Source organism: Agrobacterium larrymoorei (assembly GCF_013322225.1).
Classification (GTDB): Bacteria; Pseudomonadota; Alphaproteobacteria; order Rhizobiales; family Rhizobiaceae; genus Agrobacterium; species Agrobacterium larrymoorei_A.
Genome location: NZ_JAAMFB010000016.1, coordinates 55,011 through 78,301, shown reverse-complemented (window position 1 = coordinate 78,301; position 23,291 = coordinate 55,011). Strand labels below are relative to the sequence as shown.

Genomic DNA, 23,291 nt, shown 5'->3' with positions numbered 1-23,291 from the left:
CGTGTCTCAACCGAACCGGAAGGCGCGTTCGCCAAGACTCTCGAAGGGCCGGATCAAATAGCCATCCGGGTCGGCCACGACGAACTGCCGGTTGCCGGCCTCCGTTTCGCCCTTGCGGTACCACTTTTCCTCCAGTGGCAGGAAAAGTTTTATCCGAGCGAGTTTCAGCCTCTCCAGAACAGGGTCGAGAGAGGGAACGGACAGTTGCAGGTTCATCCCACGCCCGAATGGGAAGCTGATCGGAGCACCGTCCTGCTCGAAGGTTCGTCCTGCACCGATCTGGTCGATCATCAATTGCGCGTCGCCGAGCGCGAGATAGGTGAAACCCTCTTCCGGTCTCTCATAAACCACGTGAAACCCGATGAGATCGCAATAGAAAGTGCGGCTCTTGTGCCAGTCGCTGACGGCAAGTTCGGGGACGAGGGCATTGGCAATGAATGTCATATATTCCTTGTCCAGTAAATTTATGTGCCTGAATATTCGGTGAGGCTACACGCTTGTTACTGGAATGCAATCATCACGCCTTCGTTCCACCAACCGTAATCTGATCCATACGCAAATGCGGCTGACCGACGCCAACGGGAACCCACTGGCCAGCCTTGCCGCAATTGCCGATGCCGGTGTCCAGCTTCATGTCGTTGCCGATCATCGTGACGCGTTTCATTGCATCAGGGCCGTTACCGATCAGCATCGCACCTTTAACGGGCGCGCCGATCTTACCGTTTTCGATGAGGTACGCTTCGGTGCAGCCGAACACGAATTTGCCGGATGTGATATCCACCTGACCGCCGCCGAAGGAAACGGCATAGATGCCCTTTTTCACCGACGCGATGATTTCTTCCGGCGTCTTGTCGCCACCCAGCATGTAGGTGTTGGTCATGCGCGGCATCGGCACATGGGCGTAGCCCTGGCGGCGGCCGTTGCCCGTGGCTTTCATGCCCATCAAGCGCGCATTCTGGCGATCCTGCATGTATCCGACGAGTTTGCCGTTTTCGATCAATACATTATAGCCGGAAGGCGTACCTTCATCATCGACGGTCAGAGAGCCGCGACGATTATCCATCGTCCCGTCGTCCACCACGGTCACGCCGGGGGCTGCAACCATTTCGCCGAGAAGCCCTGCGAAGGCTGAGGTCTTCTTGCGATTGAAATCACCCTCCAGTCCGTGTCCCACGGCTTCATGCAACATGACGCCTGGCCAGCCGGAGCCCAACACGACATCCATCGTGCCTGCGGGTGCATCGATCGCGGTGAGATTAACAAGAGCCTGCCGCAACGCCTGATCTGCGCCGCGCTGCCAGTTTTCGACGGTAACGAAATCGCCAAATCCGACTCTGCCTCCGATGCCGTAGGAGCCGCTCTCCTGCCGGTCGCCCTCGCCAGCAACGACGGAAATGTTGATGCGGGTCATAGGGCGAATGTCGTTCACGCGATGGCCATCGGCACGCAGGATATCAACCACCTGCCAGCTGGCCGAAACGGAGGCCGTGACTTGGCGCACCTTTGGGTCCTTGTCGCGAAGATAAGCGTCGATCTCCGTCAGCAGCTTGACCTTCTCCTCGAAAGAGGGCGCGCCGATGGGGTTCTCATCGCCATAGAGTTTCTTGTTGGTGCGTTGAGGTGCCGCTGCGTAGGAGCCGGAATAGCCGTTGGTAACGGCACCAACTGCGTCTGATGCGCGTTTGAGGGCGGCGAGCGAAAGCTCGCCCGCATGGGCATAGCCCACCGTCTCGCCCGCGACGGCGCGAAGGCCAAAGCCTTGATCGGTGTTGAAGCTGCCGCCCTTGAGGCGACCATTGTCGAATGTCAGCGATTCAGCCTGCGCATGCTCGACGAATAGCTCACCATCGTCTGCGCCGTTAAGGGCGTCGGCGACCTGGGCGCGCAGTTGTCCTTCATCGCAATCGAAGAGGGTCAGAAGGTCTTGTGTCATCGCAGGCTCCACTTTTAGCGTCAATCGCATCTAAGTGTTGCAGACTGGAGACGCAAGAGCGATCACGGCAATGCGTCGTAGCCCTCGGCAAAGCCGGTCAGCTCGATAGGAATACCGACGCGATCCTGATCGACAGATTCCCGCAGAGCAAAAACGGCGTTCTTGCCAGCACGCAGGACCTTCAACAATTCGTCGTCGATGTCCACTTCCACGTAGCAGCCCTCGGAGAAGCAGCGGGTGAAATAGGCACGGCCGATATTGTTGTTGTCGATGTAAAGCTCCATGCCGTCCTTCAACAGGACGCCGAGCGGAGCGAGAATGCGCAGGATGCGTGACTTGCGATCCGCCGTTTTGAGAACCACGACGGAAAGACCGACTTCCGGGCGGTCATCGGCAATCACGTTCTGCATCAGCGCGCATTGCTCTTCCGACGCGCCTGCTGGCTTGTCGCAGATGACCGACCATGGACCATGCGTCGATTTCGGCGTTCCCGGCTGTTGCTGGGCAAAGCCCGCGGCGGGAGCGAGGATAGATAGACCGGCGGCGAAAAGAAATGCACGCGCAATCGGAGACGGACGCATAGATACCTCTGGAATTCGAATCAGTGAGGCTATTTTGACTTCCTGTTGCGGAAATGAAAGAGCCGATCCCTTCAATTCCAAGCGACTACGGCCAAAATAGGACTGATCATCCGCCGCGCGCTGGCAGTGGAGCCTGCAAACCATATCTTCGACCAGGCTTGAGAGGTCTGCGACCGGGCTGTGTTGCCGTAAAACTATCCCGGGAAAATGCCTCTTTCCAAAAGCAAGGCGATATTGCGGCGGAGAGCAAACTGTGATTTGAAGTCTAGACTATATGGCATGGATTCTGCGCTTGGGTTTGATCAAGCTCATGCGCGGTGAGGGAGAGATACCGTGACGAACAGGATTTACGCAGGCTTGGTGGGCATGATCTGTCTCATCTTGGCTGGTGGCGCTCAGGCCGACCAGCCAAGGGAGTGGCAGATGGGGTTGCAGGAGGCTGCAACGCCTATCATGCATGAAATTCGCTGGTTCGAACAATATACGCTCTGGTTCATCGTGCCGGTGACCCTGTTCGTGCTCGCGCTGCTCATCATCGTCGCCGTAAAATTTCATGCAGCCAAGAATCCGGTGCCTTCCAAAACGAGCCATAACACGGCGATCGAGATCGTCTGGACGCTTGCTCCGGTTCTCATTCTGCTGTTTCTAGCGTTCCCGTCCTTCAATCTTCTCAATGCTCAGCTCGCGCAGCCGGAGAATCCGGACCTGACGTTGAAGGCGACCGCCACCCAGTGGCAGTGGAACTATGAGTATCAAACGACGGCAGAGGGCGCAGAGCCACTCGCTTTCGACAGCTACCTGCTTAAAGACCCGGATCGCGCCGCCGCAGGCAAAGAAGATCGTGCGCGTTACCCACGCCTTCTCGCCGTCGACAATGAAATGGTCGTTCCCGTTGGCAAAACTGTTCGCCTGCTTGTCACCTCGGCACCGACGGACGTCATTCACGCCTTCGCAATGCCTGCCTTCGGCGTCAAGATCGATGCCGTACCGGGCCGTTTGAACGAAACTTGGTTCAAGCCAGAAAAAGAAGGTCTCTATTACGGGCAGTGTTCTGAGCTTTGCGGCAAGGATCATGCCTACATGCCCATCGCCATACGGGTGGTTTCGCAAGAGCAATACAACACCTGGTTCGCTGCTGCTGCTTCCGATCTGAGCGGCGCCAACCGGGCGCTCATGGCTTCCGCAGACGCGCCAAGCGCCATTCGCGTTGCCGGAAACGAAACCAACTGACGTAAGGAGTGAGGACAATGGCTGGACATTCCGCACACGACGACCATCACTCTCATGGTCATGACGCACATCACGACGATCATGCACATCATGATCACAAGCCAAGCTTTGCACAGCGCTGGCTGTTTTCCACGAACCATAAAGATATCGGTACGCTTTACCTGATCTTCGCGATCATTGCCGGTATCATCGGTGGCGGCCTGTCGGTCGTCATGCGTATGGAACTGCAGGAGCCTGGCATTCAGATATTCCATGGCCTTGCATCCATGGTCTATGGCTTCGAAGGTGACGCTGCCATCGATGGTGGCAAGCACATGTTCAACGTGTTCACCACCGCGCACGCGCTGATCATGATCTTCTTCATGGTCATGCCCGCCATGATCGGCGGTTTTGCCAACTGGATGGTGCCGATCATGATCGGTGCACCGGACATGGCCTTCCCACGCCTCAACAACATCTCCTTCTGGCTGATCGTTCCTGCCTTCATCCTGCTTCTCCTTTCGCTCTTCGTCGAAGGTCCGGCAGGTGCGTATGGTGTGGGCGGCGGCTGGACGATGTATCCGCCGTTCTCGACGACGGGTATGCCTGGACCGGCGGTCGATCTGGCGATCTTCTCGCTGCACGTTGCGGGCGCGTCTTCTATCCTCGGTGCGATCAACTTCATCACCACCATTCTCAACATGCGCGCTCCGGGCATGACGCTCCACAAGATGCCGCTTTTCGCCTGGTCCGTTCTGGTGACAGCGTTCCTGCTGCTACTCTCGCTGCCGGTTCTGGCAGGTGGCATAACCATGCTGTTGACCGACCGCAACTTCGGTACCTCCTTCTTCTCACCCGAAGGCGGTGGTGACCCAATCCTTTACCAGCATCTGTTCTGGTTCTTTGGCCACCCGGAAGTTTACATCCTGATTCTGCCTGGCTTCGGCATCATCAGCCACATCGTGTCGACATTCTCCAGAAAGCCGATCTTCGGTTATCTCGGAATGGCCTATGCCATGGTTGCCATCGGCGCCGTCGGCTTCATCGTGTGGGCGCACCACATGTATACGGTTGGTCTGTCACTCGAGGCTCAGCGCTACTTCGTTTTCGCCACCATGGTCATTGCTGTCCCAACCGGCATCAAGATCTTCTCGTGGATCGCGACGATGTGGGGTGGATCCTTGACCTTCACAACGCCAATGATCTGGGCAATCGGCTTCATCTTCCTGTTTACGGTTGGTGGCGTCACGGGTGTCCAGCTTGCGAATGCCGGTCTCGACCGTTCGCTGCATGATACCTACTATGTGGTTGCACACTTCCATTACGTGTTGTCGCTGGGTGCCGTGTTCGCCATCTTTGCGGGCTGGTACTACTGGTTCCCGAAGATCACCGGTTACATGTATAGCCAGAAGCTCGGCAATCTGCACTTCTGGGTCATGTTCATCGGCGTGAACCTTATATTCTTCCCGCAGCACTTCCTCGGCCTTGCCGGCATGCCGCGCCGCTACATCGATTATCCGGATGCGTTCGCAGGCTGGAACTACGTATCGTCCATCGGTTCGTACATCTCGGCCGTTGCTGTACTCATATTCCTCTTTGGTGTATGGGAAGCCTTCGCGAAAAAGCGTGTGGCAGGCAACAATCCCTGGGGTGATGGTGCAACCACGCTGGAATGGCAGCTGTCTTCGCCGCCGCCATACCACCAGTGGGAACAGCTTCCGCGCATTCGCTGAGGCATTTTGTCCGAGCGTAAATATTGATCGGGCATGGTAAATGCCAGTTTTACGCTCGGATGAAGACCAATGGAGCGCCGTGTTTTTCACGCGGCGTATCCCATGAAAGCAGGAAAGAATGACCCTTATCGACAATCGCGATACGCTTGCCATTGAACCGACTTCGCTATCCGAAGCTGGCGCGCGCGATTATTTCGAATTGCTGAAGCCTCGCGTCATGTCGCTCGTGGTGTTTACCGCGTTCGCTGGCTTGATACTTGCTCCCGGCGAAATCAATCCGGTTCTCGGACTTGTGGCGGTACTCTGTATTGCCGTTGGCGCGGGAGCATCCGGCGCGCTCAACATGTGGTACGATGCCGATATCGATGCGGTGATGACCCGTACGGCAAAGCGTCCCATCCCATCCGGCCGCATCGCGCCGGGCGAAGCGCTCGCGTTCGGCCTTACATTGTCGGCCTTCTCAGTCGTCATTCTGGGACTTGCGGTCAACTGGTTTTCCGCCGGTCTGCTGGCCTTCACGATCTTCTTCTATGCCGTCGTCTATACGATGTGGCTTAAGCGCTCTACACCGCAGAACATCGTTATCGGTGGCGCGGCAGGGGCATTTCCCCCTATGTTGGGCTGGGCCTGCGTAACCGGTAATGTCTCGCTCGACAGCACCATCCTGTTTCTCATCATCTTCCTCTGGACGCCTGCGCATTTCTGGGCGCTGGCTCTGTTCAAGATGCGTGATTACGGCTCGGTCGGCATTCCGATGATGCCGAATGTTGCAGGCGAACGTTCCACCAAGAACCAGATGATCGCCTATGCCGTACTGACTGCGGCAGTGGCGGTCGCTCCCTATTTCACGGGTCTTGCCAGCGCCGGTTACGGCATTTTTGCGGCGTTGCTGAGCGCGATCTTCGTATACTGTTCGATTTCGGTGCGTCGCACGCCGGATGGCGACGAGAAAATGGTAGAGGCAAAGAAGATGTTCGCCTATTCGGTCTTCTACCTCTTCGCAATTTTCTCTGGCCTTCTCGCCGATCATCTCGCGCCATCCTTGATGGCGCTTGCCGAAGGAGTGTTCTGATGGACACTATCAAGCTGAACGAGGCTCAAAAGAAATCCAGGCGAGGGCGCAACGTCGCGCTCGGTGTCGTTCTGGCAGCTCTGGTGGTCCTGTTCTACATCGTCACCATCATAAAAATCGGCGGTCATTGACCATCGGTCTGTGGGAGAGGAGGAACCATGGGAGCGAGTGAAAAAGCGGAGACAGGTAAGAAGACGAGCAACGGCTCTATTCTTGTGCTTTGCGTTATCTTCGTCTGCGGCATGGTCGGCATGGCCTATGCCTCCGTCCCACTCTACCGCCTTTTTTGTCAGGTCACGGGTTATAACGGCACCACCCAGCGCGTGGAGCAATATTCCGATGTCATCCTTGATGAGACGATGAAGGTGACCTTCGATGCCAACACATCCAGCGGCTTGAACTGGGATTTCCGCCCCGTCGAAAAGTCTGTCGAACCAAGAATCGGTGAGACGATACAGGTGACGTTCAAGGCAACGAATCGGTCACCTGTCGCGACCACGGGAAGCGCTGTCTTCAACGTGACGCCAATGGAAGCGGGAGCCTATTTCAACAAGGTTCAATGTTTCTGCTTTACCGAAACCACTCTGCAGCCGGGTGAAACCCTTGAAATGCCGGTCGTTTTCTTTATCGATCCGGAAATCGTCAAGGCGCGTGAAACCAGAAATATTCATACGCTAACTTTGTCCTATACGTTTTATCCATCCAAGACGGAAAAACCGGTTGCGTCCTTGCCGGTAAAGAATGAACGTGACGAAACGAAACTGTGAGAGGGTGGCGCGGCTATAAACGCTGCGCCGCGGGAGTGACGCCGATACGGTCGCAGGAATGACACTGATCGAGTGAGATAAGGGAAGAGCCTTCGGGGGATTGTTCACATGGCAGACACGCACCAGAAAAACCACGACTACCATATCATAAGCCCCAGCCCTTGGCCGATCCTGGCATCGATAGGCGCCTTCGTTCTGACGTTCGGCGGCATCTGTTATATGCGCTACCTGAATGGCGGCTCGTTCAAGCTGTTCGGCATGGAGTTGGCCAATCCCTGGCTGTTCTACATTGGCCTCGCGATCGTTCTCTATACGATGTACGCATGGTGGGCGGATACCATCAAGGAGGGTGACGAAGGCAACCATACGCCGGTCGTATCGCTTCATTTGCGTTATGGCATGATCATGTTCATCGCCTCCGAGGTCATGTTCTTCGTGGCATGGTTCTGGGCCTATTTCGATGCCAGCCTTTATCCGCATGAGGCAATTCAGGCATCGCGCCTCGCCTATACGGGCGGGCAGTGGCCGCCAAAGGGTATCGAGGTCATCGATCCATGGCATCTTCCGCTTTACAACACCGTTATCCTGCTGCTCTCCGGTACCTGCGTGACATGGGCGCATCACGCCCTGCTGCATAATGATCGCAAGGGTCTGATTACGGGCCTGTCGTTAACCGTCGCGCTCGGTGTGCTCTTCTCCGCCGTGCAGATTTACGAGTATGTCCACGCCCCCTTCGACTTCAAGAACTCCATCTACGGTGCGACCTTCTTCATGGCGACGGGTTTCCACGGCTTCCATGTCTTCGTCGGAACCGTCTTTTTGCTGGTCTGCCTTTTCCGCGCCATTGCCGGCGGCTTTACGCCCAAGCACCATTTCGGCTTCGAATCTGCTGCATGGTATTGGCACTTCGTCGACGTCGTCTGGCTGTTTCTTTTCTTCGCTATCTATATCTGGGGTGGCTGGGGCGCGCCTATCGCGCACTGAGCCTGACATTGCGACTTCATGAGGGGCGGCATTGCTGCCCCTTGTTTTTTTGGGGGAGGAGCAACAATGACCGAAGATGAGCGACATGATTTTCCGCCGGTCGATCCGGTCAAGGTCGGTTTGCAAGGCTGCTGCCCGCGTTGCGGGCGAGGTAAGCTTTTCGATGGCTTTCTGAAATTGAAGCCGCAATGTACGGCTTGCGGTCTCGACTATACATTCGCGGATGCAGGCGACGGCCCTGCGGTCTTCGTCATGATGATTATGGGCTTTCTTATCCTGGGTCTGGCTCTGTGGTTCGATGCCACTTTCGCACTTCCGCTCTGGGCCCACGCGCTGATCTGGCTACCGCTGACAGTGGTGGCGTCGCTCGTTCTTCTGCGTAAACTCAAAGGTATCATGGTCGCGCTGCAATATCGCAATAATGCGAGTGAAGGCAGGATCGATCATGGTTGAAACGATTGCCATAAAGCCTTCGCAACGCCGTATGTGGTTTGCAGGGCCGCTTGTGCTGATGGCGTTGATCATCCTTCTGTCGCTTGGCACATGGCAGGTTCAGCGGCTCTACTGGAAAGAGGCGTTGATGGCCGATATCCAGCAGCGCACGCACACACCCGCTGTCGAGCTTGCAGAGATCGAGCGGCTTGCCGCATCGGGTGGCGATATCGAATATCGCACGGTTCGCCTTTCCGGCACCTTCGACCATACGAAAGAACAGCATTTCTTTGCCACCCATCAAGGGCAGACGGGTTATTACATTTACACGCCCCTGAAGCTTGCCGACGGGCGCTCGATCTTCGTCAATCGCGGGTTCGTACCCTATGAGATGAAGGATGCGACCAAACGTAGTCTGGGACAGGTTGACGGCCTCGTTGCGATCGAGGGGCTTGCCAGAGCACAGCTTGCCAAAAAGCCCTCGATGATGTTGCCGGACAACGATCTTACGAAAAATATCTATTATTGGAAGGATTTGCGCGCCATGGCCGATAGCGCGGGTATTTCGCGCAATAGCCTGGTCCCGTTTTTTGTTGATGCTGATACCGCACCCAATCCCGGTGGCTGGCCAAAAGGTGGCGTGACGATCATCGATCTGCCGAATAATCACCTTCAATATGCGATTACATGGTACGGATTAGCCGCCGCCCTTGTCTTCGTGGCCGGTTTTGCCTATGTCCGGGGCTCAAGAAACACCAGCGACTGAGATACCGGGAGGCAGAAGGAGCAGGAATGAACATCGCCGTTTCCAAGCCGCCCCTTACCATTCGGCTCTGCGGTCCGCGTGGCTTTTGTGCCGGAGTAGATCGCGCTATCCAGATCGTCGTTCTGGCTCTGAAGGCCTATGGCGCGCCAGTTTATGTACGCCATGAGATCGTGCATAATCGCTACGTGGTCGAAGGTCTGGAGGCAAAGGGCGCGATCTTTGTCGAGGAACTGAACGAAATTCCTGCGGAACACCGGGAGCAGCCGGTCGTGTTCTCCGCGCACGGCGTGCCGAAATCCGTGCCGGAAGATGCGCAGTCGAGGAACCTGTTCTATCTCGACGCGACTTGCCCGCTGGTTTCCAAGGTTCACAAGCAGGCCATGCGTCACCAGCGCCTCGGTCGCCATGTGGTGTTGATCGGCCATGCCGGGCATCCCGAGGTCATTGGCACCATGGGGCAGCTGCCTGAAGGCTCCGTTTCGCTTGTTGAGACGGTTGAAGATGCGGCGCGCTATCAGCCGGTCGATACGGAAAATCTCGGCTTTGTCACGCAGACTACCTTGTCGGTGGATGATACGGCGGGGGTCATCGCAAAGCTGCAGGAACGGTTTCCGGCCATGCAGTCACCCGCCGCTGACAGCATCTGTTATGCCACGACAAACCGGCAGGATGCGGTGAAGCAGGCTGCGCCTGGCTGCGATCTGTTCATTGTCGTCGGCGCGCCGAACTCCTCCAATTCCAAGCGGCTCGTCGAGGTTGCTTTGAAGGCAGGGGCCGAGCGCTCCGTTCTGGTACAGCGCGCGTCCGAAATCGATTGGGATGAGATCGGCGACATTCGCACGCTTGGTTTGTCCGCCGGTGCATCTGCCCCGGAAGTCATCGTGGATGAGATCATCGAGGCCTTCAAGGCCCGCTTCGATACCACGCTCGATCTGGCCGTGACGGTTGAAGAGACCGAACATTTTCTGGTCAACCGCGAGCTTCGCAACATTGAACTCACCACAGAAGACATGGCATTCGTCAACGGAAGTGCGCGCGATGCGTTGCATTCGAAAGCCGCGATAAGTAACTGAGTTAAAACCCTTTTCCCTTACGAGAAATCCATTGGCAGTTTACACGGACATCACAGAAGATGACCTGAGAGATTTTCTCGGTCAGTACGACGTTGGCGAATTGACCTCCTATAAAGGCATTGCCGAGGGCGTCGAGAACACCAACTTCCTGCTGCACACGACGAAGGACCCGCTGATCCTGACGCTTTACGAAAAGCGCGTGGAAAAGTCAGACCTGCCGTTTTTTCTCGGCCTGAAGCAACATCTGTTTGCCAAAGGCCTATCCTGCCCGCTGCCGCTGCCACGCAAAGATGGCAAGTTGCTGGGTGAGCTTTCCGGTCGTCCGGCAGCACTGATTTCATTTCTTGAAGGCATGTGGCTGCGAAAGCCTGAGGCGAAACATTGCCGCGAAGTTGGCAAGGCGCTGGCTGCCATGCATCTGGCGGGCGAAGGCTTCGAACTGGAACGTCGAAATTCGCTTTCGGTGGAAGGCTGGAAGGAATTGTGGGCCAAGTCGGAAGCGCGTGCCGATGAGGTGGAGAAGGGGTTGCAGCAGGAAATCGGCAGCGATCTTGCTTTTCTCGCGGCCAACTGGCCAAAGGACTTGCCAGCAGGTGTCATTCATGCCGATCTTTTTCAGGACAATGTCTTCTTCCTCGGCGACGAGTTGTCGGGTTTGATCGACTTCTATTTCGCCTGCAACGATCTTCTGGCCTACGATGTCTCGATCTGCCTGAACGCATGGTGCTTCGAGAAGGATGGCGCATACAACGTGACTAAGGGCAAAGCGCTGCTGGAGGGCTATCAGTCCGTGCGGCCATTGAATGACGCAGAGTTGGAGGCGCTACCTCTGCTGGCGCGGGGCTCCGCGTTGCGTTTCTTCCTGACCAGGCTTTACGACTGGTTGACCACGCCAGAAGGTGCGTTGGTGGTGAAGAAGGATCCACTCGAATATCTGCGCAAGCTGCGATTCCACCGCTCTATTAGCGATGTTGCCGAATATGGATTGGCCGGCTGATGAAGCATGTCGATATTTTTACCGATGGCGCCTGTTCCGGCAATCCGGGTCCGGGCGGCTGGGGCGCTGTGCTTCGCTATGGCGAGGTAGAAAAAGAACTCTGCGGCGGTGAGGCGGAAACGACCAACAACCGCATGGAATTGATGGCCGCCATTCAGTCGCTCAACGCGCTGAAATCGCCCTGCGAAGTCGATCTTTACACAGATAGCGCCTATGTGAAGGATGGCATCACGAAATGGATTTTTGGCTGGAAGAAAAAAGGCTGGAAAACCGCCGATAACAAGCCTGTCAAGAATGTCGAGCTTTGGCAGGCGCTGGAAACCGCACGGGAGCGCCATAAGGTGACGCTACACTGGGTGAAGGGCCATGCTGGTCATCCCGAAAACGAGCGGGCCGATGAGCTGGCTCGAAAGGGTATGGAGCCCTTCAAGCGGAGGTAATGGCGGCAATCGACGGTCTCTGCCGCACCATACGCGTTCGTGATGCACTACTTGTCACGTCGGCGAGTTAGACCGGACATCTGCTCTGTCATTTCAGTTTGCGTTGCAGGGCCGAAGGCCTATTTACCGGATCGATAGAGAAGAGAGGGACACTTCATGATTTTGCACTGTGTATTCCTGCGTTTCAAATCCGCCGTTACGACTTCTGAAAAACAAGCCATCTATGAGGCGATTGACGCGCTCAAAGACGTGATTCCCGGTGTTGTGGATGTGAAATACGGTCAGAACGTTTCTTCTGAAGGCCTGAATGGCGGTTTTCAGGATGGTTTCATCGTCACCATGGAAAGCGTGGAAGCGCGAGACGAGTATCTGACGCATCCACAACATGTCGAAGTGGGCGATCGTTTGATTGGTCTTACCGATGGCGGCGCTGCAGGATTGCTGGTGTTCGACCTCGCGATCTAAACCCGCTTTGTTATGAACATTATCACTCAATTGGCCTTTTTCATCAGGTTGTAACATTATTACATTAAAATAAAGGATGTCGAACGGAGGCAGCCATGATGCTGATGGAAAGCCACACCTATCGTTATCCGTCGCCCACCTCACAACGTAGATGCCGTGCTCTCGAAGTGACTGCGAGTCAAATTTCTAACGACGATTTTCTGGATAGACCCGCAAGGCCCGATAGCCTGCCGACTTATTCATCGATCAGAAAGCCATATTTTACAACGTGATAGGCGGCACGGTATAGCCACGTGCCGCCAATTTTATATCAAAGCTGTTCCAGGATGGTGGCTGCCGATGAAACGGTGGCTTGGCCGGGGTTGTCCTCGACATTCAAGGATTTCACAACGCCGTCTTCTACCACCATGGAATAACGCTTGGAGCGCACACCGAGGCCGCCAGCGGAAAGGTCTGCATCGAGACCTAGTGCCTTTGTAAAGGATGCATCCCAGTCTGCGAGAAAGTGAATTTTCCCTTGTCCGCCGGAGGACTCCGCCCAGGCACCCATCACATGCCAGTCATTCACGGAGATGACTGCGATGTCATCGACACCGCGACCCAGAATCGCGTCGCGGTTTTCGAGGTAACCTGGAAGATGATTCAGCGAGCAAGTGGGCGTGAAAGCACCTGGAACTGCGAAGACGACGACTTTTTTGCCGTTGAAAAGCTGGTCAGTCGTGGTTTCGACAGGGCCGTCCGCAGTTTTTTCCTTGAAGGTTGCGGAAGGAAGTTTGTCGCCGATCTTGATGGTCATTAATCGCTCCTGTGGCAATGATCGCGCGACTATAGAGCATCAGACGGAAAAGTGTGAAGCTGTTTTCGGCAGCGTGAACACGCAGAATTCGGCTGCGCACTGAGCCTCTGTAAGAGATATGGGAAGCTGGCGATGAGTTGTGTCTACGTATCACTGATGGACCGAAACGAAAAAGGCGACGCTTGCGCGCCGCCTTCTCGATCGGTCTGGATGACCGAACCCGCGAGCTGTGGGAGGAGCTGCTCAAGCGGGTCAACGCATTCCATTGCCAGAACGGTGGAGGGAGGAGTTCCGCCCCGGCAATGCTCAGAACGCGTAGCTGGATTTCGCCTTGCGGCGAAGTTCTTCGCGGGTTGTGCCAAGCGCTGCGATCGCCTGATCGTCGAGGCTCAGCATTGCGCCGCTGACATAACGATCTGCCTGATGCTGGCGTGCTGCGATGACACGATCCAAAGCTGTGCGGAAAATCGACTTAGCCATTGTTCTAATCCTTGTTTCTCAGGGCGTTTCGTCGCCCTTTCGATGACGCAGATATAGATCGAGATGGGTCATTCCGGTAGTGGGTTGCTCGCATCATAGATATGCGCGATGCGCATATCGACTGTCGTCTACACGCTGATTTACGTCATCTTGCCTGAAAATTGTGCGGCGTCAGGAGAGGGTTCTTTCATCTGGACCTCGGGCTTCATGACGCGTTATGGTCCGCCACAAATCAGTTCTTTCGGAAAGCATGTCATGTTCCAGACCTTCGAAAACAAGTCTACCCCGCAATTCGGCAAAGCACGTGTCGAGGCACTGAGGAGCACGTTCGATGCGCTTCGCATCGATGGCTTTCTCGTGCCGCGTGCCGACGAATATCAGGGCGAGTATGTGCCCGAATGTGCCGAGCGGATGGCGTGGCTAAGCGGTTTTACGGGGTCTGCCGGGGTCGTGCTGGTCACGCGCTCCCAGGCTATCGTATTCGTTGATGGTCGCTACACCACCCAGCTTGCCTCGCAGGTGGATCAAACCGTTTTTACTGGCGGTGATCTGGTCGGCGCTCCGCCTGCAAAATGGCTTGCTGACAATGCGCCGGACGGTTTCCGGCTTGGCATCGATCCGTGGCTGCATACCAGCGCCGAGCTGGCGCGGTTTGAAAAGGCACTTTCACCCAAAAATGGCGCGGTCGTGCTTCTGGCCAGCAATCCGCTAGATCCTTTATGGGAGGGGCGCCCGGTTGAACCTCTCGAGCCCATCAGCATTCAGCCGGGTGCCTTTACCGGACATGCCGCGCGGCAAAAGATCGACACGGTTGGGCAGATCGTGACGCTGCGCAACGCCGATGCCGTGCTGATTGCCGATCCATCCTCCATCGCCTGGATTTTCAACATCCGCGGCAATGACGTGCCACACACACCGCATCCGCTGGCGCGGGCCATCATTCACGCGAATGGCGAAGCTGAGCTGTTTCTCGATAAGCGCAAGATCGGTTCAGAGGCAGCCGAATATCTCGCCCCGCTGGCGACGCAATACGCACCGAGTGATATCGAACTGCGTCTTCGCCTCATCGCGGAAAAGGGCGGCAAGATCCTTGCGGATGTCGATGTCGTGCCGGTTGCCCTGACGCGGGTCATTAAGGACGCTGGTGGAGAGGTGATCGAGGCGACCGATCCGGTCAAGCTGCCGCGCGCCTGCAAAAACGAGGCGGAGATTGCCGGTTCCGCTGCCGCACATGTTCAGGACGGCGCGGCGATGGTGGAATATCTCGCCTGGCTGGACGGCCAGCAACCGGGCAGCGTCACCGAAATTCAGGCCGTGAAGGCGCTTGAAGAGGTTCGCGCGCGGGTAGGGCAGGCGATGCAAAACCCGCTTAAGGACATTTCCTTCGATACGATTTCCGGTGCCGGTGAGAACGCAGCAATCATCCACTATCGTGTGACGACGGAAAGCGACCGCGTGCTGAAAGACGGTGAGATGTTCCTCGTCGATTCCGGCGCGCAATATGTCAACGGCACCACGGACATCACCCGCACGGTCGCCATCGGCAATGTGCCCGAGGAACAGAAGCGTTTCTTTACGCTGGTCCTGAAAGGCGTGATCGGCATTAGTGCAGCACGTTTTCCAAAGGGAACCAGAGGCTGCGACCTCGATCCGCTGGCTCGAATTGCGCTGTGGAAAGCAGGGGCCGATTACGGCCACGGCACCGGCCATGGCGTCGGCTCCTATCTCTCTGTGCATGAGGGGCCGCAGCGTATCTCCCGCGTTTCGCAGCAGGAAATACTACCGGGAATGATCCTGTCCAATGAGCCCGGCTACTACCGCCCTGGTGAATTCGGAATTCGTATCGAGAACCTGATTTATGTGCGGGAGGCTGAGGCAATCGAAGGTGGCGATCAGCCGATGCTTTCGTTCGAAACACTGACCTGGTGCCCCATCGACCGCCGTCTGGTCGTCGTTGCGCTGCTGAGCGAGGACGAGCGGCAGTGGCTGAACGACTACCATGCGACCGTGCGTGAAAAGCTGATGCCGCTGATTTCCGTTGCGGGTGTGCAGGAGTGGTTAATTGCTGCAACCGAGGCGGTTTGAGAGTTTTCTGTCTCCGCCGTCATCTTTGGGTCGAGTCCGAGGCTGACGGCACTGACTCGACCTCAAGCCAGCGAAAAGTACCGCATCGCCACCACCAGTCCCCAGCCTGCTGCAAGCATGGTCAGGCCGGGGAATCGCAGGCCGACGATGAGGGCAACGATCATGCCGAGTTTGACCTCATAGCCGCCTTCGAAAAAAGCGGGGGCGACGAGGGTCGTTAGCACGGCGACGGGAACGGCGTTCAGCCCTGCTTCCATGCGGGGAGGAATTGTTTTCATCCGGGTCATCAGCACGTAACCGCCGACGCGGGTGATATATGTTGCGACTGCGCCAGCGAAGATGATGATAAGTGTTTGGACGTCGAAAAGCTCGTTCATCAGGCAATCTCCTCGTCAGCCAGAGATTTTTCCGTCTGGGAAGGGGGAAAGATGACCGCGACGAGAATGCCGGTTATGGCGCCGAGGCTGACATGCCAGGGCGAGCCTACGACGTGGAAGGCGACGATGGCGCCAATCGCGCTTGCCAGCATCACGGGATAGAAATTGCTTCGCTTGCGGAAGCCCAGCACCATACCCATGAAATAAACGGGCAGCAGCACGTCAAAGCCGAGTGCCTTGGGATCTCCGACAAGATTGCCGAGCGAGGCCCCGAGTACGGTCGAAAGCATCCACAGCAGGTAAACGATGAAGGCATAACCCATGTAGCAGGCGAAGCTGACCCTTCCATCCGTCTCCTTCAGGCGCACGGATTCAGCAAATTGAGGGTCGACCAGAAAGAAGAAGCCGAATGCCTTTCTGGCGAGGGACCATTCCGGCACGATTCGGACCATGGCGGCAGAGTAGAGTATGTGGCGGAAATTGACGGCGAAGATGGACAGCACGACCAGCCATGCGGGCAGATTTTGGCTGAACAATTCTATACCGACGAGCTGGCTTGCGCCCGCATAGATAATGCCGCTCATCAACGTGGCTTCGAACATGCTGAGGCCATTATCTATGGCGATGGCACCGAAGAGCGCGCCGAAGGGCAAGACCGCAAGGGCTACGGGCAGTCCCAGCCGGACGCCGGACTTGAAGGTGGTATGGGCCATGGGTGGACCGGTCCTGTGCCGGAGAAATTGTCTTTCTGGCGCTGCCAGAGCGCGTGGATTGGATAATGAGGGCTCTAACGCTTTGACCAACCTTGCACAAACGAATTTAAGGAATGGCATAGATTGATTTCTTTGAAGCTTGGTCTACCCTTTCATTTGTTACAGGAGCATCTGCGTGGATTTGAAGCTCGATAAACAGCAAAAGGCCGATTTCATTTCAGCCGTCCAATCGTTTCTCGTGAATGAACTGGATGTCGAGATCAGCGGGCTTCAGTCTGAAATGCTGCTCGATCATCTCGCCGACGTGGTTGGCCCAGCTTTCTACAACAAGGGTTTGAGGGACGCGCATGCTGCCGTTTTGCGCAGGCTCGACGATGCGGCGGGCGATATAGATGTGTTGGAACAACCATTGAAAGGTCGATAATCAGTCTTTCAGAATGTCGCTGCTGTTGACGATGACAACGCCTCCTGCGCGCATTCCGGCAATCGCGGCCTTGATGCCTTCGGGGTCGATGCCGCGGCTTGCGTCCTCGATGAAGCGGACCTTGACGTCCGGCAGCATTTCCAGCGCGTCCATGACCGAAAAGCTGACACAATATTCGGTAGCGAGACCGCAAATATCGAGCGATTTGACGCCCTGACGTTCAAGATAGTCGGAAAGGCCCGTCGTCGCGTTTTGGTCGTTGTCACGAAAGGCAGAATAGCTGTCTACGGCGGGGTTTTCGCCCTTTTGCTGCACATAGTCGAAAGCGTCGGTGTTGAGGTCGGGATGGAACTCCGCATCCGGCGTTTCCTGCACGCAATGATCTGGCCACATGACCTGCGGTTTGCCGGAAAGTTCGCCCATGTCGAAGGGCTTTTTGCCCGGATGCTGCGAGGCAAAGCTGCCGTGGTTGGCGGGATGCCAGTCCTGCGAGGCCACGATCAGGTCGTATCCGCCATTCTCAATCAGCGCATTGGCGATCGGCACGATCTTGTCACCATCGGTAACAGCAAGGTTGCCGCCGGGGCAGAAACCGTTCTGGATATCAATCAACAGCAGCGCTTTCATGTCTCTCATTCCCGGTTGATCGCGGTGCAGCTTAATAAGGAAGCGGCAGCTTGTCGCCCCATTTTTGGCAAACTCGGCAGATAGTGGGACGATCCGAGGAGAGGAAACCGTCCAGACTCACGAGATGAGAGCCGCCGCCGGAGCCTTCCCCTCTGCCTGATTTTCGTAATATGATTACGAAAATACCGATTCTTACCTGCATCGAAATTGGCCTACGCTTTTGGGACAGCGTTTTCAGGGGACTCGTAAAGACTTTGGTTACCATAATTCGGCATGCTTCGAACCTGTCCGCTTTGAAAGGGGTGCTTCGTGCACCCGATATTCGAAGCCTACATCAAGCCATCGGCCTCTGGCCGATTTTGCGTAAACGGTTCGAGTAACGAGTATCATGGCGTCATCAGTCGTGACCTATAACGGCGTGCGCTCTCGCGCTGCGTCTTCTGCCACCAAGCGACGTGGCATTTCCTTGCGCGGGATGTCCGCATTGCTGGGCGGCGGCGTTTTCGCTGGCGTCTGTGCGGTGACTGCGTTCGTATCGATGCACGGAATGGCGCAAGCGTCCCGTGGGACCGAGCATTTCGACAAGATGCTGATGACTCGGGCCGATGCAATCGCACCGGCTACGCTCGATGCTGCGGAACACAGCCTGCACATTCGCAAATTCTCGCGCCTTTCCAGCACGACCCATGAACATCAGAAAATGACGCGTGTCGCGGCGGAGCATCACCTCAACGCAAATATGTTCGCTGCCCGTTTCGGGGCTTCTGCGGCCATGGACGCTGAGGGGCAGGCAACCGTAAAGGCGCTTGCGGCACTACGCCCGTCAGCCATCGTCGATTCGGCCCTTGGCAAGAACACCGAGACCGCGATGCTGGAAACGCAGGCGCGGGAGCATCCTGCTTTCGAAGTTGCGCTGGGCAAGCCGCAGGCCACGGCTGACGACACGATAGATCTGCTTCCGGAAACCGTTCCTCTGCCGAGCTTCCGACCCGAGATCGCCAGAGCGGTCGAGGTTGAGCCGACGCCCCGTCCGGCCACTCCTTCGCCTGCCGAAAAGCAGCTTGCGGATCCCGCTATCGCTTCGGCGCCTGCGCGCCAGCCCGTGCAGCAACCGGCAACGAGTTCGATGGTGGCATTTGCCCGACCTGACAACCCGATGCGCGAAACAAAGATGAATGCCGTTCCCTGGCCTGATCGTGGTAACGGCACTGCCATCTACGATATTTCGGCTGGCGTCGTGCATCTTCCAAGCGGTGAAAAGCTCGAGGCCCATTCGGGCATTGGCAAGATGCGTGACAACCCGGACTTCGTACATGTGAAGATGCGCGGCGCGACACCGCCATCCAGCTACCGGTTGACGATGCGTGAATCGCTGTTCCACGGCGTCGAGGCCATTCGCCTGACACCCGAAGACGGCGTCAATCCGCATGGTCGCAACGGCTTGCTTGCCCACACCTACATGCTGGCCAAGCGCGGCGAATCCAACGGCTGCGTGGTGTTCAAGGATTACACGAAATTCCTCGCAGCCTTCAAACGCGGCGAAGTCAAGCGTATCGTTGTCGTTCCGAAGCTCTCCGGCCGCCCATCAATGTCGGCCAGTAGTGGATCGAAGGGTGGCAAGACGCTGTTTGGCATGTTTGCGAAAAACGGAACGGATTCCTGATTATTTGCGTCGCTGGGTGAGCGCCATGCCGCCCAATATCATCATCACGCCGAGCGCGGTCGCCCAGATTTTTGGCGGCTGATCGCTGAAGAAATCCATCAACACGCCTGATACCATCTGGCCGCTGATGACCAGAAGTGCGGTGTTGACCGCGCCGATGCGCGGGATGAGCCAGCTGCCCGACGCGATGAAGACAACGCCGATCGGGCCGCCTATGAAGGCATACCATGGGGCATCGGCGGCACCTGGGGGCAGAAGATCGCCAATGATCAGGCCGAGCAGGGTCAGTGCAACGAAGCCGACGATGTGGTTCCAGAAGGACGCAATCAACGGTGAGTTGGATAGGCTGAGGCGACCGTTGATCTGGCGGCTGAGCGACACGAATATGCCACCCGCAAAAGCCATGGCTATGAAGATGATCATGCCGATCTCCCAACCAGGATGATCAGCGCGCTGCCGCCGAGAATGAGCGCAATGGCGCAGAGATCGCGTGCTTCCGGTCGTCTTTTCGGCAGGCCGAATAGCCCCCAGAAGTCCGCCGCGAGACTGAAGATCACCTGTCCGGCCAAGCCGAGCGCGATGGTGCCGGAAAGCGCCAGCGGCGAGTTCACCGCGGTCGAGGTGAGCATGACAATTGCCGCACCCACGACGCCGCCGAAGTAAGCCCAGAGTGGCGCTTTTGGCTTTGCAGGTATGCCGCCATCGGGCTTTCGATAGAGGACAGCGAGATAGATTAGGGCTGCGACGGTGCCGGTGCCATGCGCCGTCCAGGAGGAAAACAGCGCATTGCCATAACGTGCGAGCATTCCATTAAAATGCACCATCAAGGTCAAAAGGCATCCGCTGGCAAAAGCAGCAACGAGGTGAAGTGGTTGAGCGCGGGCAGGGGTCATGTAGGTGTCTTTTCGAAAGCCAAAGCTTGAGGAAGTGATTCAGCTTTAGCCGCTATATGTAGGAATTAAAAACGAATTAGGTTGATGGAAGCATTCATGCTTTCAAGACGCGGTACGATTTTACCGGAACAAATCGGCCAGCTGCATGTTTCTGCGACATGAAAAAAACAACACGCAAACCACTCAACCGCATGACCCTTTTCGTCATAACGATCTTTACCCTCGCAGTTATCGTTGCGCTGATTTACTTGGTCGGCTTCACGCCAGGCGAAACAAATCCCTGACGTGACCGCTTAAACGCGTTCCACAAACCCATCAAGCACGCGCTTTTGTCCGGCGCGGTCGAAGTCGATGGTGAGCTTGTTGCCTTCGACCGCCGAGACGTTGCCGTTGCCGAACTTGATGTGGAACACCCTGTCGCCGACGAAGAATTTCGAGGGCGTCTCAGTGGTGGATTTTGCCACCAGCTCGCCATCGATGGTGCGGCCTTTTGGTCCGCTTTCGCCGTAGCCGATACGTTCTACCGCGTGACCGGAGCGGGTGCCCCAGTTGTCGCGGGTAGCGTCCGATTTATTGGCCTGCGCACGTTTCCAGCCCGGTGTGGAGTAATTGTTGGCGAAGGGTTCGGCCTTGTCGAAACGGGATTGGCCGTAGCCGCCGCGCCCGCCATAGCCGCCATAATTGCTTTCGGATGCCGAGACTTCGACGTGGGATGGCGGTAGCTCATCAAGAAACCGTGAGGGCAGGGTGGATTGCCAAAGGCCGTGTATGCGGCGGTTCGAGACGAACCAGATGTGGCAACGGCGCTTTGCTCGAGTAATGCCGACATAGGCAAGCCGACGTTCTTCTTCGAGGCCGGAGCGACCACCCTCATCCAGCGAACGCTGGTGCGGGAATAGGCCTTCTTCCCACCCGGGGAGGAATACGGTTTCGAATTCCAGACCCTTGGCTGAGTGCAGCGTCATGATGGAAACGGCGTCGAGTTCAGCATTCTGTTCGGCGTCCATAACCAGCGCAACATGCTCCAGAAAGGCACGCATGCTCTCATAGACTTCCATGGAGCGAATGAGTTCCTTCAGGTTTTCAAGTCTGCCAGGACCTTCGGCGGATTTATCCGCCTGCCACATGGCTGTATAACCGCTTTCGTCCAAAATCTGCTCGGCCAGAACGGTATGTTCGGTGGTTTCCAGCAGACCCTGCCAGCGACGAAAATCCTGCACAACATCGAACAGCGCCTTGCGCGCCTTCGGCTTCAGCTCATCGGTCTCGATCATATCGGCAGCCGCCGCGAGCATCGGAATATCGCGCGCGCGGGCATAATCATGGAGGTTGCGAACCGTTGTATCACCCAGCCCGCGCTTGGGCGTGTTTATGATGCGCTCAAACGCCAGATCGTCGGCCGGTTGGCAGACGAGACGGAGATAGGCCATGGCATCGCGGATTTCGAGACGCTCATAGAAGCGCGGGCCGCCGATAACGCGGTAGTTCAGGCCGAGTGTGACGAAGCGATCTTCAAACTCACGCATTTGAAAGGACGCACGGACGAGGATAGCGATATTGTTGAGTGGATGATCTTTTCGCTGTAACTGCTCGATCTCTTCTCCAACCGCGCGGGCTTCCTCTTCCGAATCCCAGGCCGCGTGAACAACGACCTTCTCGTCGTTCGGATCGACGCGATCCGTGAAGAGCGTCTTTCCAAGGCGGCCTTCATTATGAGCGATCAGATGACCGGCGGCCCCGAGGATATGTTCGGTGGAGCGATAATTGCGCTCAAGCTTGATGACTTTCGCTCCGGGAAAATCCTTGTCGAAACGCAGGATATTATCCACCTCAGCGCCGCGCCATCCATAGATGGACTGGTCGTCGTCCCCCACACAACAAACGTTCTGAGGCTCGCCTTTGCCGCGCTGTGCGAGAAGTCGAAGCCACATATATTGTGCAGTGTTGGTGTCCTGATACTCGTCGACCAGGATGTAGCGAAACTTCTGATGATACTCTTTCAAGACATCCGGGTTCTTGCGAAAAATGGTGATTGGGTGCAGCAGCAGATCGCCGAAATCGCAAGCGTTCAGCGTTCTCAAACGGGCCTGATAGGCGGCGTAAAGTTCGCGGCCTTTGCCATTGGCAAATGCGCGGCTGTCGCCCTCCGGAATATCGGGCGGCGTCAGACCCTTGTTCTTCCAGTTGTCGATCATGCCCGCAAACTGCTTGGCGGGCCAGCGCTTGTCATCCAGACCCTCGGCCTGAATGAGCTGCTTGATGAGGCGCACTACGTCATCGGTATCGAGGATGGTAAAGTTGGATTTGAGGCCTGCGAGCTCCGCGTGTTTACGCAGGAGCTTCACACCGATGGAGTGAAACGTACCGAGCCATGGCATGCCTTCGACTGCGCCACCGACCAGAACGCCGATGCGTTCTTTCATTTCGCGCGCCGCCTTGTTGGTAAAGGTCACGGCCAGAATCTGGCTGGGGTATGTCCGGCCTGATGCGAGAATGTGGGCGATGCGAGTTGTCAGCACACGCGTTTTGCCGGTTCCTGCGCCCGCAAGAACTAGGACCGGTCCGTCAAGCGTCTCAACGGCTTCGCGCTGCTCGGGGTTAAGGCCGGTAAGATAATCTGGCGCTGCACGGTTTTGATCACGTGCCGCCATGGCGCGCGCGGCAATGCCTAAACCGCCCGCTGCCGGTGCTACAGGCGCCGCACGGCGTGGCTCATTTGGCTCTTCATCGAAGAACGGCATATCATCGAAACTGTTGCTCATGTGGCCCAATGTAGTGATT

At 56.6% G+C, this 23,291-nt stretch carries 26 protein-coding genes; 15 read left to right on the top strand and 11 right to left on the bottom strand.

Annotation, left to right across the window (positions count from 1 at the left end; all coding sequences use genetic code 11):
- Positions 1 to 6: 6 nt before the first annotated feature.
- The 3 genes from G6L28_RS09245 to G6L28_RS09235 form a co-directional block, all read right to left on the bottom strand.
- Positions 7 to 444 carry a bleomycin resistance protein gene (locus tag G6L28_RS09245; protein WP_174063471.1) on the bottom strand — a complete coding sequence of 146 codons (438 nt, stop codon included), beginning with the start codon at positions 442 to 444 and terminating at the stop codon, positions 7 to 9.
- A 73-nt stretch (positions 445 to 517) separates the two neighbouring features.
- Positions 518 to 1,933 carry a metalloprotease TldD gene (gene tldD / locus G6L28_RS09240; protein WP_174063470.1) on the bottom strand — a complete coding sequence of 472 codons (1,416 nt, stop codon included), beginning with the start codon at positions 1,931 to 1,933 and terminating at the stop codon, positions 518 to 520.
- Positions 1,934 to 1,995: 62 nt separating this feature from the next.
- Entirely contained in the window at positions 1,996 to 2,514 is a 519-nt protein-coding gene (locus G6L28_RS09235; RefSeq protein ID WP_174063469.1) for an invasion associated locus B family protein, read from the bottom strand.
- Positions 2,515 to 2,880: 366 nt separating this feature from the next.
- Here G6L28_RS09235 and coxB point away from each other — a divergent pair, with 366 nt between their 5' ends.
- The 12 genes from coxB to G6L28_RS09180 all read left to right on the top strand — a co-directional run bounded on the left by coxB (position 2,881) and on the right by G6L28_RS09180 (position 12,452).
- Positions 2,881 to 3,744 (top strand): cytochrome c oxidase subunit II, encoded by an 864-nt coding sequence (coxB, locus tag G6L28_RS09230; protein WP_174063703.1) that lies wholly within the window; start codon positions 2,881 to 2,883, stop codon positions 3,742 to 3,744.
- Positions 3,745 to 3,761: 17 nt separating this feature from the next.
- Positions 3,762 to 5,456: a cytochrome c oxidase subunit I gene (gene ctaD, locus G6L28_RS09225; protein ID WP_174063468.1), complete on the top strand. Its 1,695-nt coding sequence runs from the start codon at positions 3,762 to 3,764 to the stop codon at positions 5,454 to 5,456.
- 118 nt (positions 5,457 to 5,574) lie between these two features.
- Positions 5,575 to 6,528 (top strand): heme o synthase, encoded by a 954-nt coding sequence (cyoE, locus tag G6L28_RS09220; protein WP_174063467.1) that lies wholly within the window; start codon positions 5,575 to 5,577, stop codon positions 6,526 to 6,528.
- Positions 6,528 to 6,659, top strand: a complete 132-nt coding sequence (locus G6L28_RS23060) for a hypothetical protein (protein WP_272955844.1) — start codon at positions 6,528 to 6,530, stop codon at positions 6,657 to 6,659. Before cyoE ends, G6L28_RS23060 begins: the two co-directional genes overlap by 1 nt.
- A 27-nt stretch (positions 6,660 to 6,686) precedes the next feature.
- Positions 6,687 to 7,295, top strand: a complete 609-nt coding sequence (locus tag G6L28_RS09215) for a cytochrome c oxidase assembly protein (protein ID WP_174063466.1) — start codon at positions 6,687 to 6,689, stop codon at positions 7,293 to 7,295.
- 108 nt (positions 7,296 to 7,403) lie between these two features.
- Positions 7,404 to 8,279: a cytochrome c oxidase subunit 3 gene (locus G6L28_RS09210; RefSeq protein ID WP_174063465.1), complete on the top strand. Its 876-nt coding sequence runs from the start codon at positions 7,404 to 7,406 to the stop codon at positions 8,277 to 8,279.
- A gap of 66 nt (positions 8,280 to 8,345) precedes the next feature.
- Complete coding sequence (locus tag G6L28_RS09205) at positions 8,346 to 8,732, top strand: DUF983 domain-containing protein (RefSeq protein WP_174063464.1); 387 nt, start codon at positions 8,346 to 8,348, stop codon at positions 8,730 to 8,732.
- Positions 8,701 to 9,477, top strand: coding sequence for an SURF1 family protein (locus G6L28_RS09200; protein WP_174063463.1), 777 nt, complete (start codon positions 8,701 to 8,703; stop codon positions 9,475 to 9,477). Before G6L28_RS09205 ends, G6L28_RS09200 begins: the two co-directional genes overlap by 32 nt.
- Before the next feature lie 26 nt (positions 9,478 to 9,503).
- Positions 9,504 to 10,550: a 4-hydroxy-3-methylbut-2-enyl diphosphate reductase gene (gene ispH, locus G6L28_RS09195; protein ID WP_174063462.1), complete on the top strand. Its 1,047-nt coding sequence runs from the start codon at positions 9,504 to 9,506 to the stop codon at positions 10,548 to 10,550.
- Between the two features lie 31 nt (positions 10,551 to 10,581).
- Positions 10,582 to 11,547, top strand: a complete 966-nt coding sequence (locus G6L28_RS09190; protein ID WP_174063461.1) for a homoserine kinase — start codon at positions 10,582 to 10,584, stop codon at positions 11,545 to 11,547.
- Positions 11,547 to 11,987 carry a ribonuclease HI gene (gene rnhA / locus G6L28_RS09185; protein WP_174063460.1) on the top strand — a complete coding sequence of 147 codons (441 nt, stop codon included), beginning with the start codon at positions 11,547 to 11,549 and terminating at the stop codon, positions 11,985 to 11,987. The genes G6L28_RS09190 and rnhA overlap by 1 nt, the downstream gene beginning before the upstream one ends.
- Positions 11,988 to 12,143: 156 nt before the next feature.
- Positions 12,144 to 12,452, top strand: a complete 309-nt coding sequence (locus tag G6L28_RS09180; RefSeq protein WP_174063459.1) for a Dabb family protein — start codon at positions 12,144 to 12,146, stop codon at positions 12,450 to 12,452.
- A gap of 310 nt (positions 12,453 to 12,762) precedes the next feature.
- Here G6L28_RS09180 and G6L28_RS09175 read toward each other — a convergent pair whose 3' ends face one another.
- Both G6L28_RS09175 and G6L28_RS09170 read right to left on the bottom strand, forming a co-directional pair.
- The gene (locus G6L28_RS09175) at positions 12,763 to 13,248 is read right to left on the bottom strand and encodes a peroxiredoxin (protein WP_174063458.1); all 486 of its coding nucleotides are present in this window, start codon (positions 13,246 to 13,248) and stop codon (positions 12,763 to 12,765) included.
- Between the two features lie 306 nt (positions 13,249 to 13,554).
- Positions 13,555 to 13,728, bottom strand: a complete 174-nt coding sequence (locus G6L28_RS09170; RefSeq protein WP_174063457.1) for a hypothetical protein — start codon at positions 13,726 to 13,728, stop codon at positions 13,555 to 13,557.
- Positions 13,729 to 13,983: 255 nt separating this feature from the next.
- Between G6L28_RS09170 and G6L28_RS09165 the strand changes: the two genes are divergently transcribed.
- The gene (locus tag G6L28_RS09165; RefSeq protein ID WP_174063702.1) at positions 13,984 to 15,813 is read left to right on the top strand and encodes an aminopeptidase P family protein; all 1,830 of its coding nucleotides are present in this window, start codon (positions 13,984 to 13,986) and stop codon (positions 15,811 to 15,813) included.
- Positions 15,814 to 15,875: 62 nt separating this feature from the next.
- Here G6L28_RS09165 and G6L28_RS09160 read toward each other — a convergent pair whose 3' ends face one another.
- Both G6L28_RS09160 and G6L28_RS09155 read right to left on the bottom strand, forming a co-directional pair.
- Positions 15,876 to 16,190, bottom strand: a complete 315-nt coding sequence (locus tag G6L28_RS09160) for an AzlD family protein (RefSeq protein WP_174063456.1) — start codon at positions 16,188 to 16,190, stop codon at positions 15,876 to 15,878.
- Entirely contained in the window at positions 16,190 to 16,903 is a 714-nt protein-coding gene (locus G6L28_RS09155; protein ID WP_174063455.1) for an AzlC family ABC transporter permease, read from the bottom strand. The genes G6L28_RS09160 and G6L28_RS09155 overlap by 1 nt, the downstream gene beginning before the upstream one ends.
- A 175-nt stretch (positions 16,904 to 17,078) precedes the next feature.
- Between G6L28_RS09155 and G6L28_RS09150 the strand changes: the two genes are divergently transcribed.
- Positions 17,079 to 17,327: a DUF2164 domain-containing protein gene (locus G6L28_RS09150; RefSeq protein WP_337795756.1), complete on the top strand. Its 249-nt coding sequence runs from the start codon at positions 17,079 to 17,081 to the stop codon at positions 17,325 to 17,327.
- Here G6L28_RS09150 and pncA read toward each other — a convergent pair whose 3' ends face one another.
- A complete protein-coding gene (gene pncA / locus G6L28_RS09145) occupies positions 17,328 to 17,954 on the bottom strand; it encodes a bifunctional nicotinamidase/pyrazinamidase (RefSeq protein ID WP_174063454.1) in 627 nt (208 codons plus the stop codon).
- A 388-nt stretch (positions 17,955 to 18,342) separates the two neighbouring features.
- Between pncA and G6L28_RS09140 the strand changes: the two genes are divergently transcribed.
- Positions 18,343 to 19,617, top strand: coding sequence for a tlde1 domain-containing protein (locus tag G6L28_RS09140; protein WP_174063453.1), 1,275 nt, complete (start codon positions 18,343 to 18,345; stop codon positions 19,615 to 19,617).
- Here the strand turns inward: G6L28_RS09140 and G6L28_RS09135 are convergent, their stop codons facing one another.
- The 3 genes from G6L28_RS09135 to G6L28_RS09125 form a co-directional block, all read right to left on the bottom strand.
- Entirely contained in the window at positions 19,618 to 20,040 is a 423-nt protein-coding gene (locus G6L28_RS09135; protein ID WP_174063452.1) for a DMT family transporter, read from the bottom strand.
- Entirely contained in the window at positions 20,037 to 20,510 is a 474-nt protein-coding gene (locus G6L28_RS09130) for a DMT family transporter (protein WP_174063451.1), read from the bottom strand. The genes G6L28_RS09135 and G6L28_RS09130 overlap by 4 nt, the downstream gene beginning before the upstream one ends.
- Positions 20,511 to 20,803: 293 nt before the next feature.
- Positions 20,804 to 23,272 (bottom strand): ATP-dependent helicase, encoded by a 2,469-nt coding sequence (locus G6L28_RS09125; RefSeq protein WP_174063450.1) that lies wholly within the window; start codon positions 23,270 to 23,272, stop codon positions 20,804 to 20,806.
- Between the last annotated feature and the right edge of the window lie 19 nt (positions 23,273 to 23,291).

Bases quoted from the DNA above. Each gene is read 5' to 3' on its own strand.
- G6L28_RS09245 (WP_174063471.1), bottom strand. From the start codon at position 444: ATGACATTCATTGCCAATGCCCTCGTCCCCGAACTTGCCGTCAGCGAC.
- tldD (WP_174063470.1), bottom strand. From the start codon at position 1,933: ATGACACAAGACCTTCTGACCCTCTTCGATTGCGATGAAGGACAACTG.
- G6L28_RS09235 (WP_174063469.1), bottom strand. From the start codon at position 2,514: ATGCGTCCGTCTCCGATTGCGCGTGCATTTCTTTTCGCCGCCGGTCTA.
- coxB (WP_174063703.1), top strand. From the start codon at position 2,881: ATGATCTGTCTCATCTTGGCTGGTGGCGCTCAGGCCGACCAGCCAAGG.
- ctaD (WP_174063468.1), top strand. From the start codon at position 3,762: ATGGCTGGACATTCCGCACACGACGACCATCACTCTCATGGTCATGAC.
- cyoE (WP_174063467.1), top strand. From the start codon at position 5,575: ATGACCCTTATCGACAATCGCGATACGCTTGCCATTGAACCGACTTCG.
- G6L28_RS23060 (WP_272955844.1), top strand. From the start codon at position 6,528: ATGGACACTATCAAGCTGAACGAGGCTCAAAAGAAATCCAGGCGAGGG.
- G6L28_RS09215 (WP_174063466.1), top strand. From the start codon at position 6,687: ATGGGAGCGAGTGAAAAAGCGGAGACAGGTAAGAAGACGAGCAACGGC.
- G6L28_RS09210 (WP_174063465.1), top strand. From the start codon at position 7,404: ATGGCAGACACGCACCAGAAAAACCACGACTACCATATCATAAGCCCC.
- G6L28_RS09205 (WP_174063464.1), top strand. From the start codon at position 8,346: ATGACCGAAGATGAGCGACATGATTTTCCGCCGGTCGATCCGGTCAAG.
- G6L28_RS09200 (WP_174063463.1), top strand. From the start codon at position 8,701: ATGCGAGTGAAGGCAGGATCGATCATGGTTGAAACGATTGCCATAAAG.
- ispH (WP_174063462.1), top strand. From the start codon at position 9,504: ATGAACATCGCCGTTTCCAAGCCGCCCCTTACCATTCGGCTCTGCGGT.
- rnhA (WP_174063460.1), top strand. From the start codon at position 11,547: ATGAAGCATGTCGATATTTTTACCGATGGCGCCTGTTCCGGCAATCCG.
- G6L28_RS09180 (WP_174063459.1), top strand. From the start codon at position 12,144: ATGATTTTGCACTGTGTATTCCTGCGTTTCAAATCCGCCGTTACGACT.
- G6L28_RS09175 (WP_174063458.1), bottom strand. From the start codon at position 13,248: ATGACCATCAAGATCGGCGACAAACTTCCTTCCGCAACCTTCAAGGAA.
- G6L28_RS09170 (WP_174063457.1), bottom strand. From the start codon at position 13,728: ATGGCTAAGTCGATTTTCCGCACAGCTTTGGATCGTGTCATCGCAGCA.
- G6L28_RS09165 (WP_174063702.1), top strand. From the start codon at position 13,984: ATGTTCCAGACCTTCGAAAACAAGTCTACCCCGCAATTCGGCAAAGCA.
- G6L28_RS09160 (WP_174063456.1), bottom strand. From the start codon at position 16,190: ATGAACGAGCTTTTCGACGTCCAAACACTTATCATCATCTTCGCTGGC.
- G6L28_RS09155 (WP_174063455.1), bottom strand. From the start codon at position 16,903: ATGGCCCATACCACCTTCAAGTCCGGCGTCCGGCTGGGACTGCCCGTA.
- pncA (WP_174063454.1), bottom strand. From the start codon at position 17,954: ATGAAAGCGCTGCTGTTGATTGATATCCAGAACGGTTTCTGCCCCGGC.
- G6L28_RS09140 (WP_174063453.1), top strand. From the start codon at position 18,343: ATGGCGTCATCAGTCGTGACCTATAACGGCGTGCGCTCTCGCGCTGCG.
- G6L28_RS09135 (WP_174063452.1), bottom strand. From the start codon at position 20,040: ATGATCATCTTCATAGCCATGGCTTTTGCGGGTGGCATATTCGTGTCG.
- G6L28_RS09130 (WP_174063451.1), bottom strand. From the start codon at position 20,510: ATGACCCCTGCCCGCGCTCAACCACTTCACCTCGTTGCTGCTTTTGCC.
- G6L28_RS09125 (WP_174063450.1), bottom strand. From the start codon at position 23,272: ATGAGCAACAGTTTCGATGATATGCCGTTCTTCGATGAAGAGCCAAAT.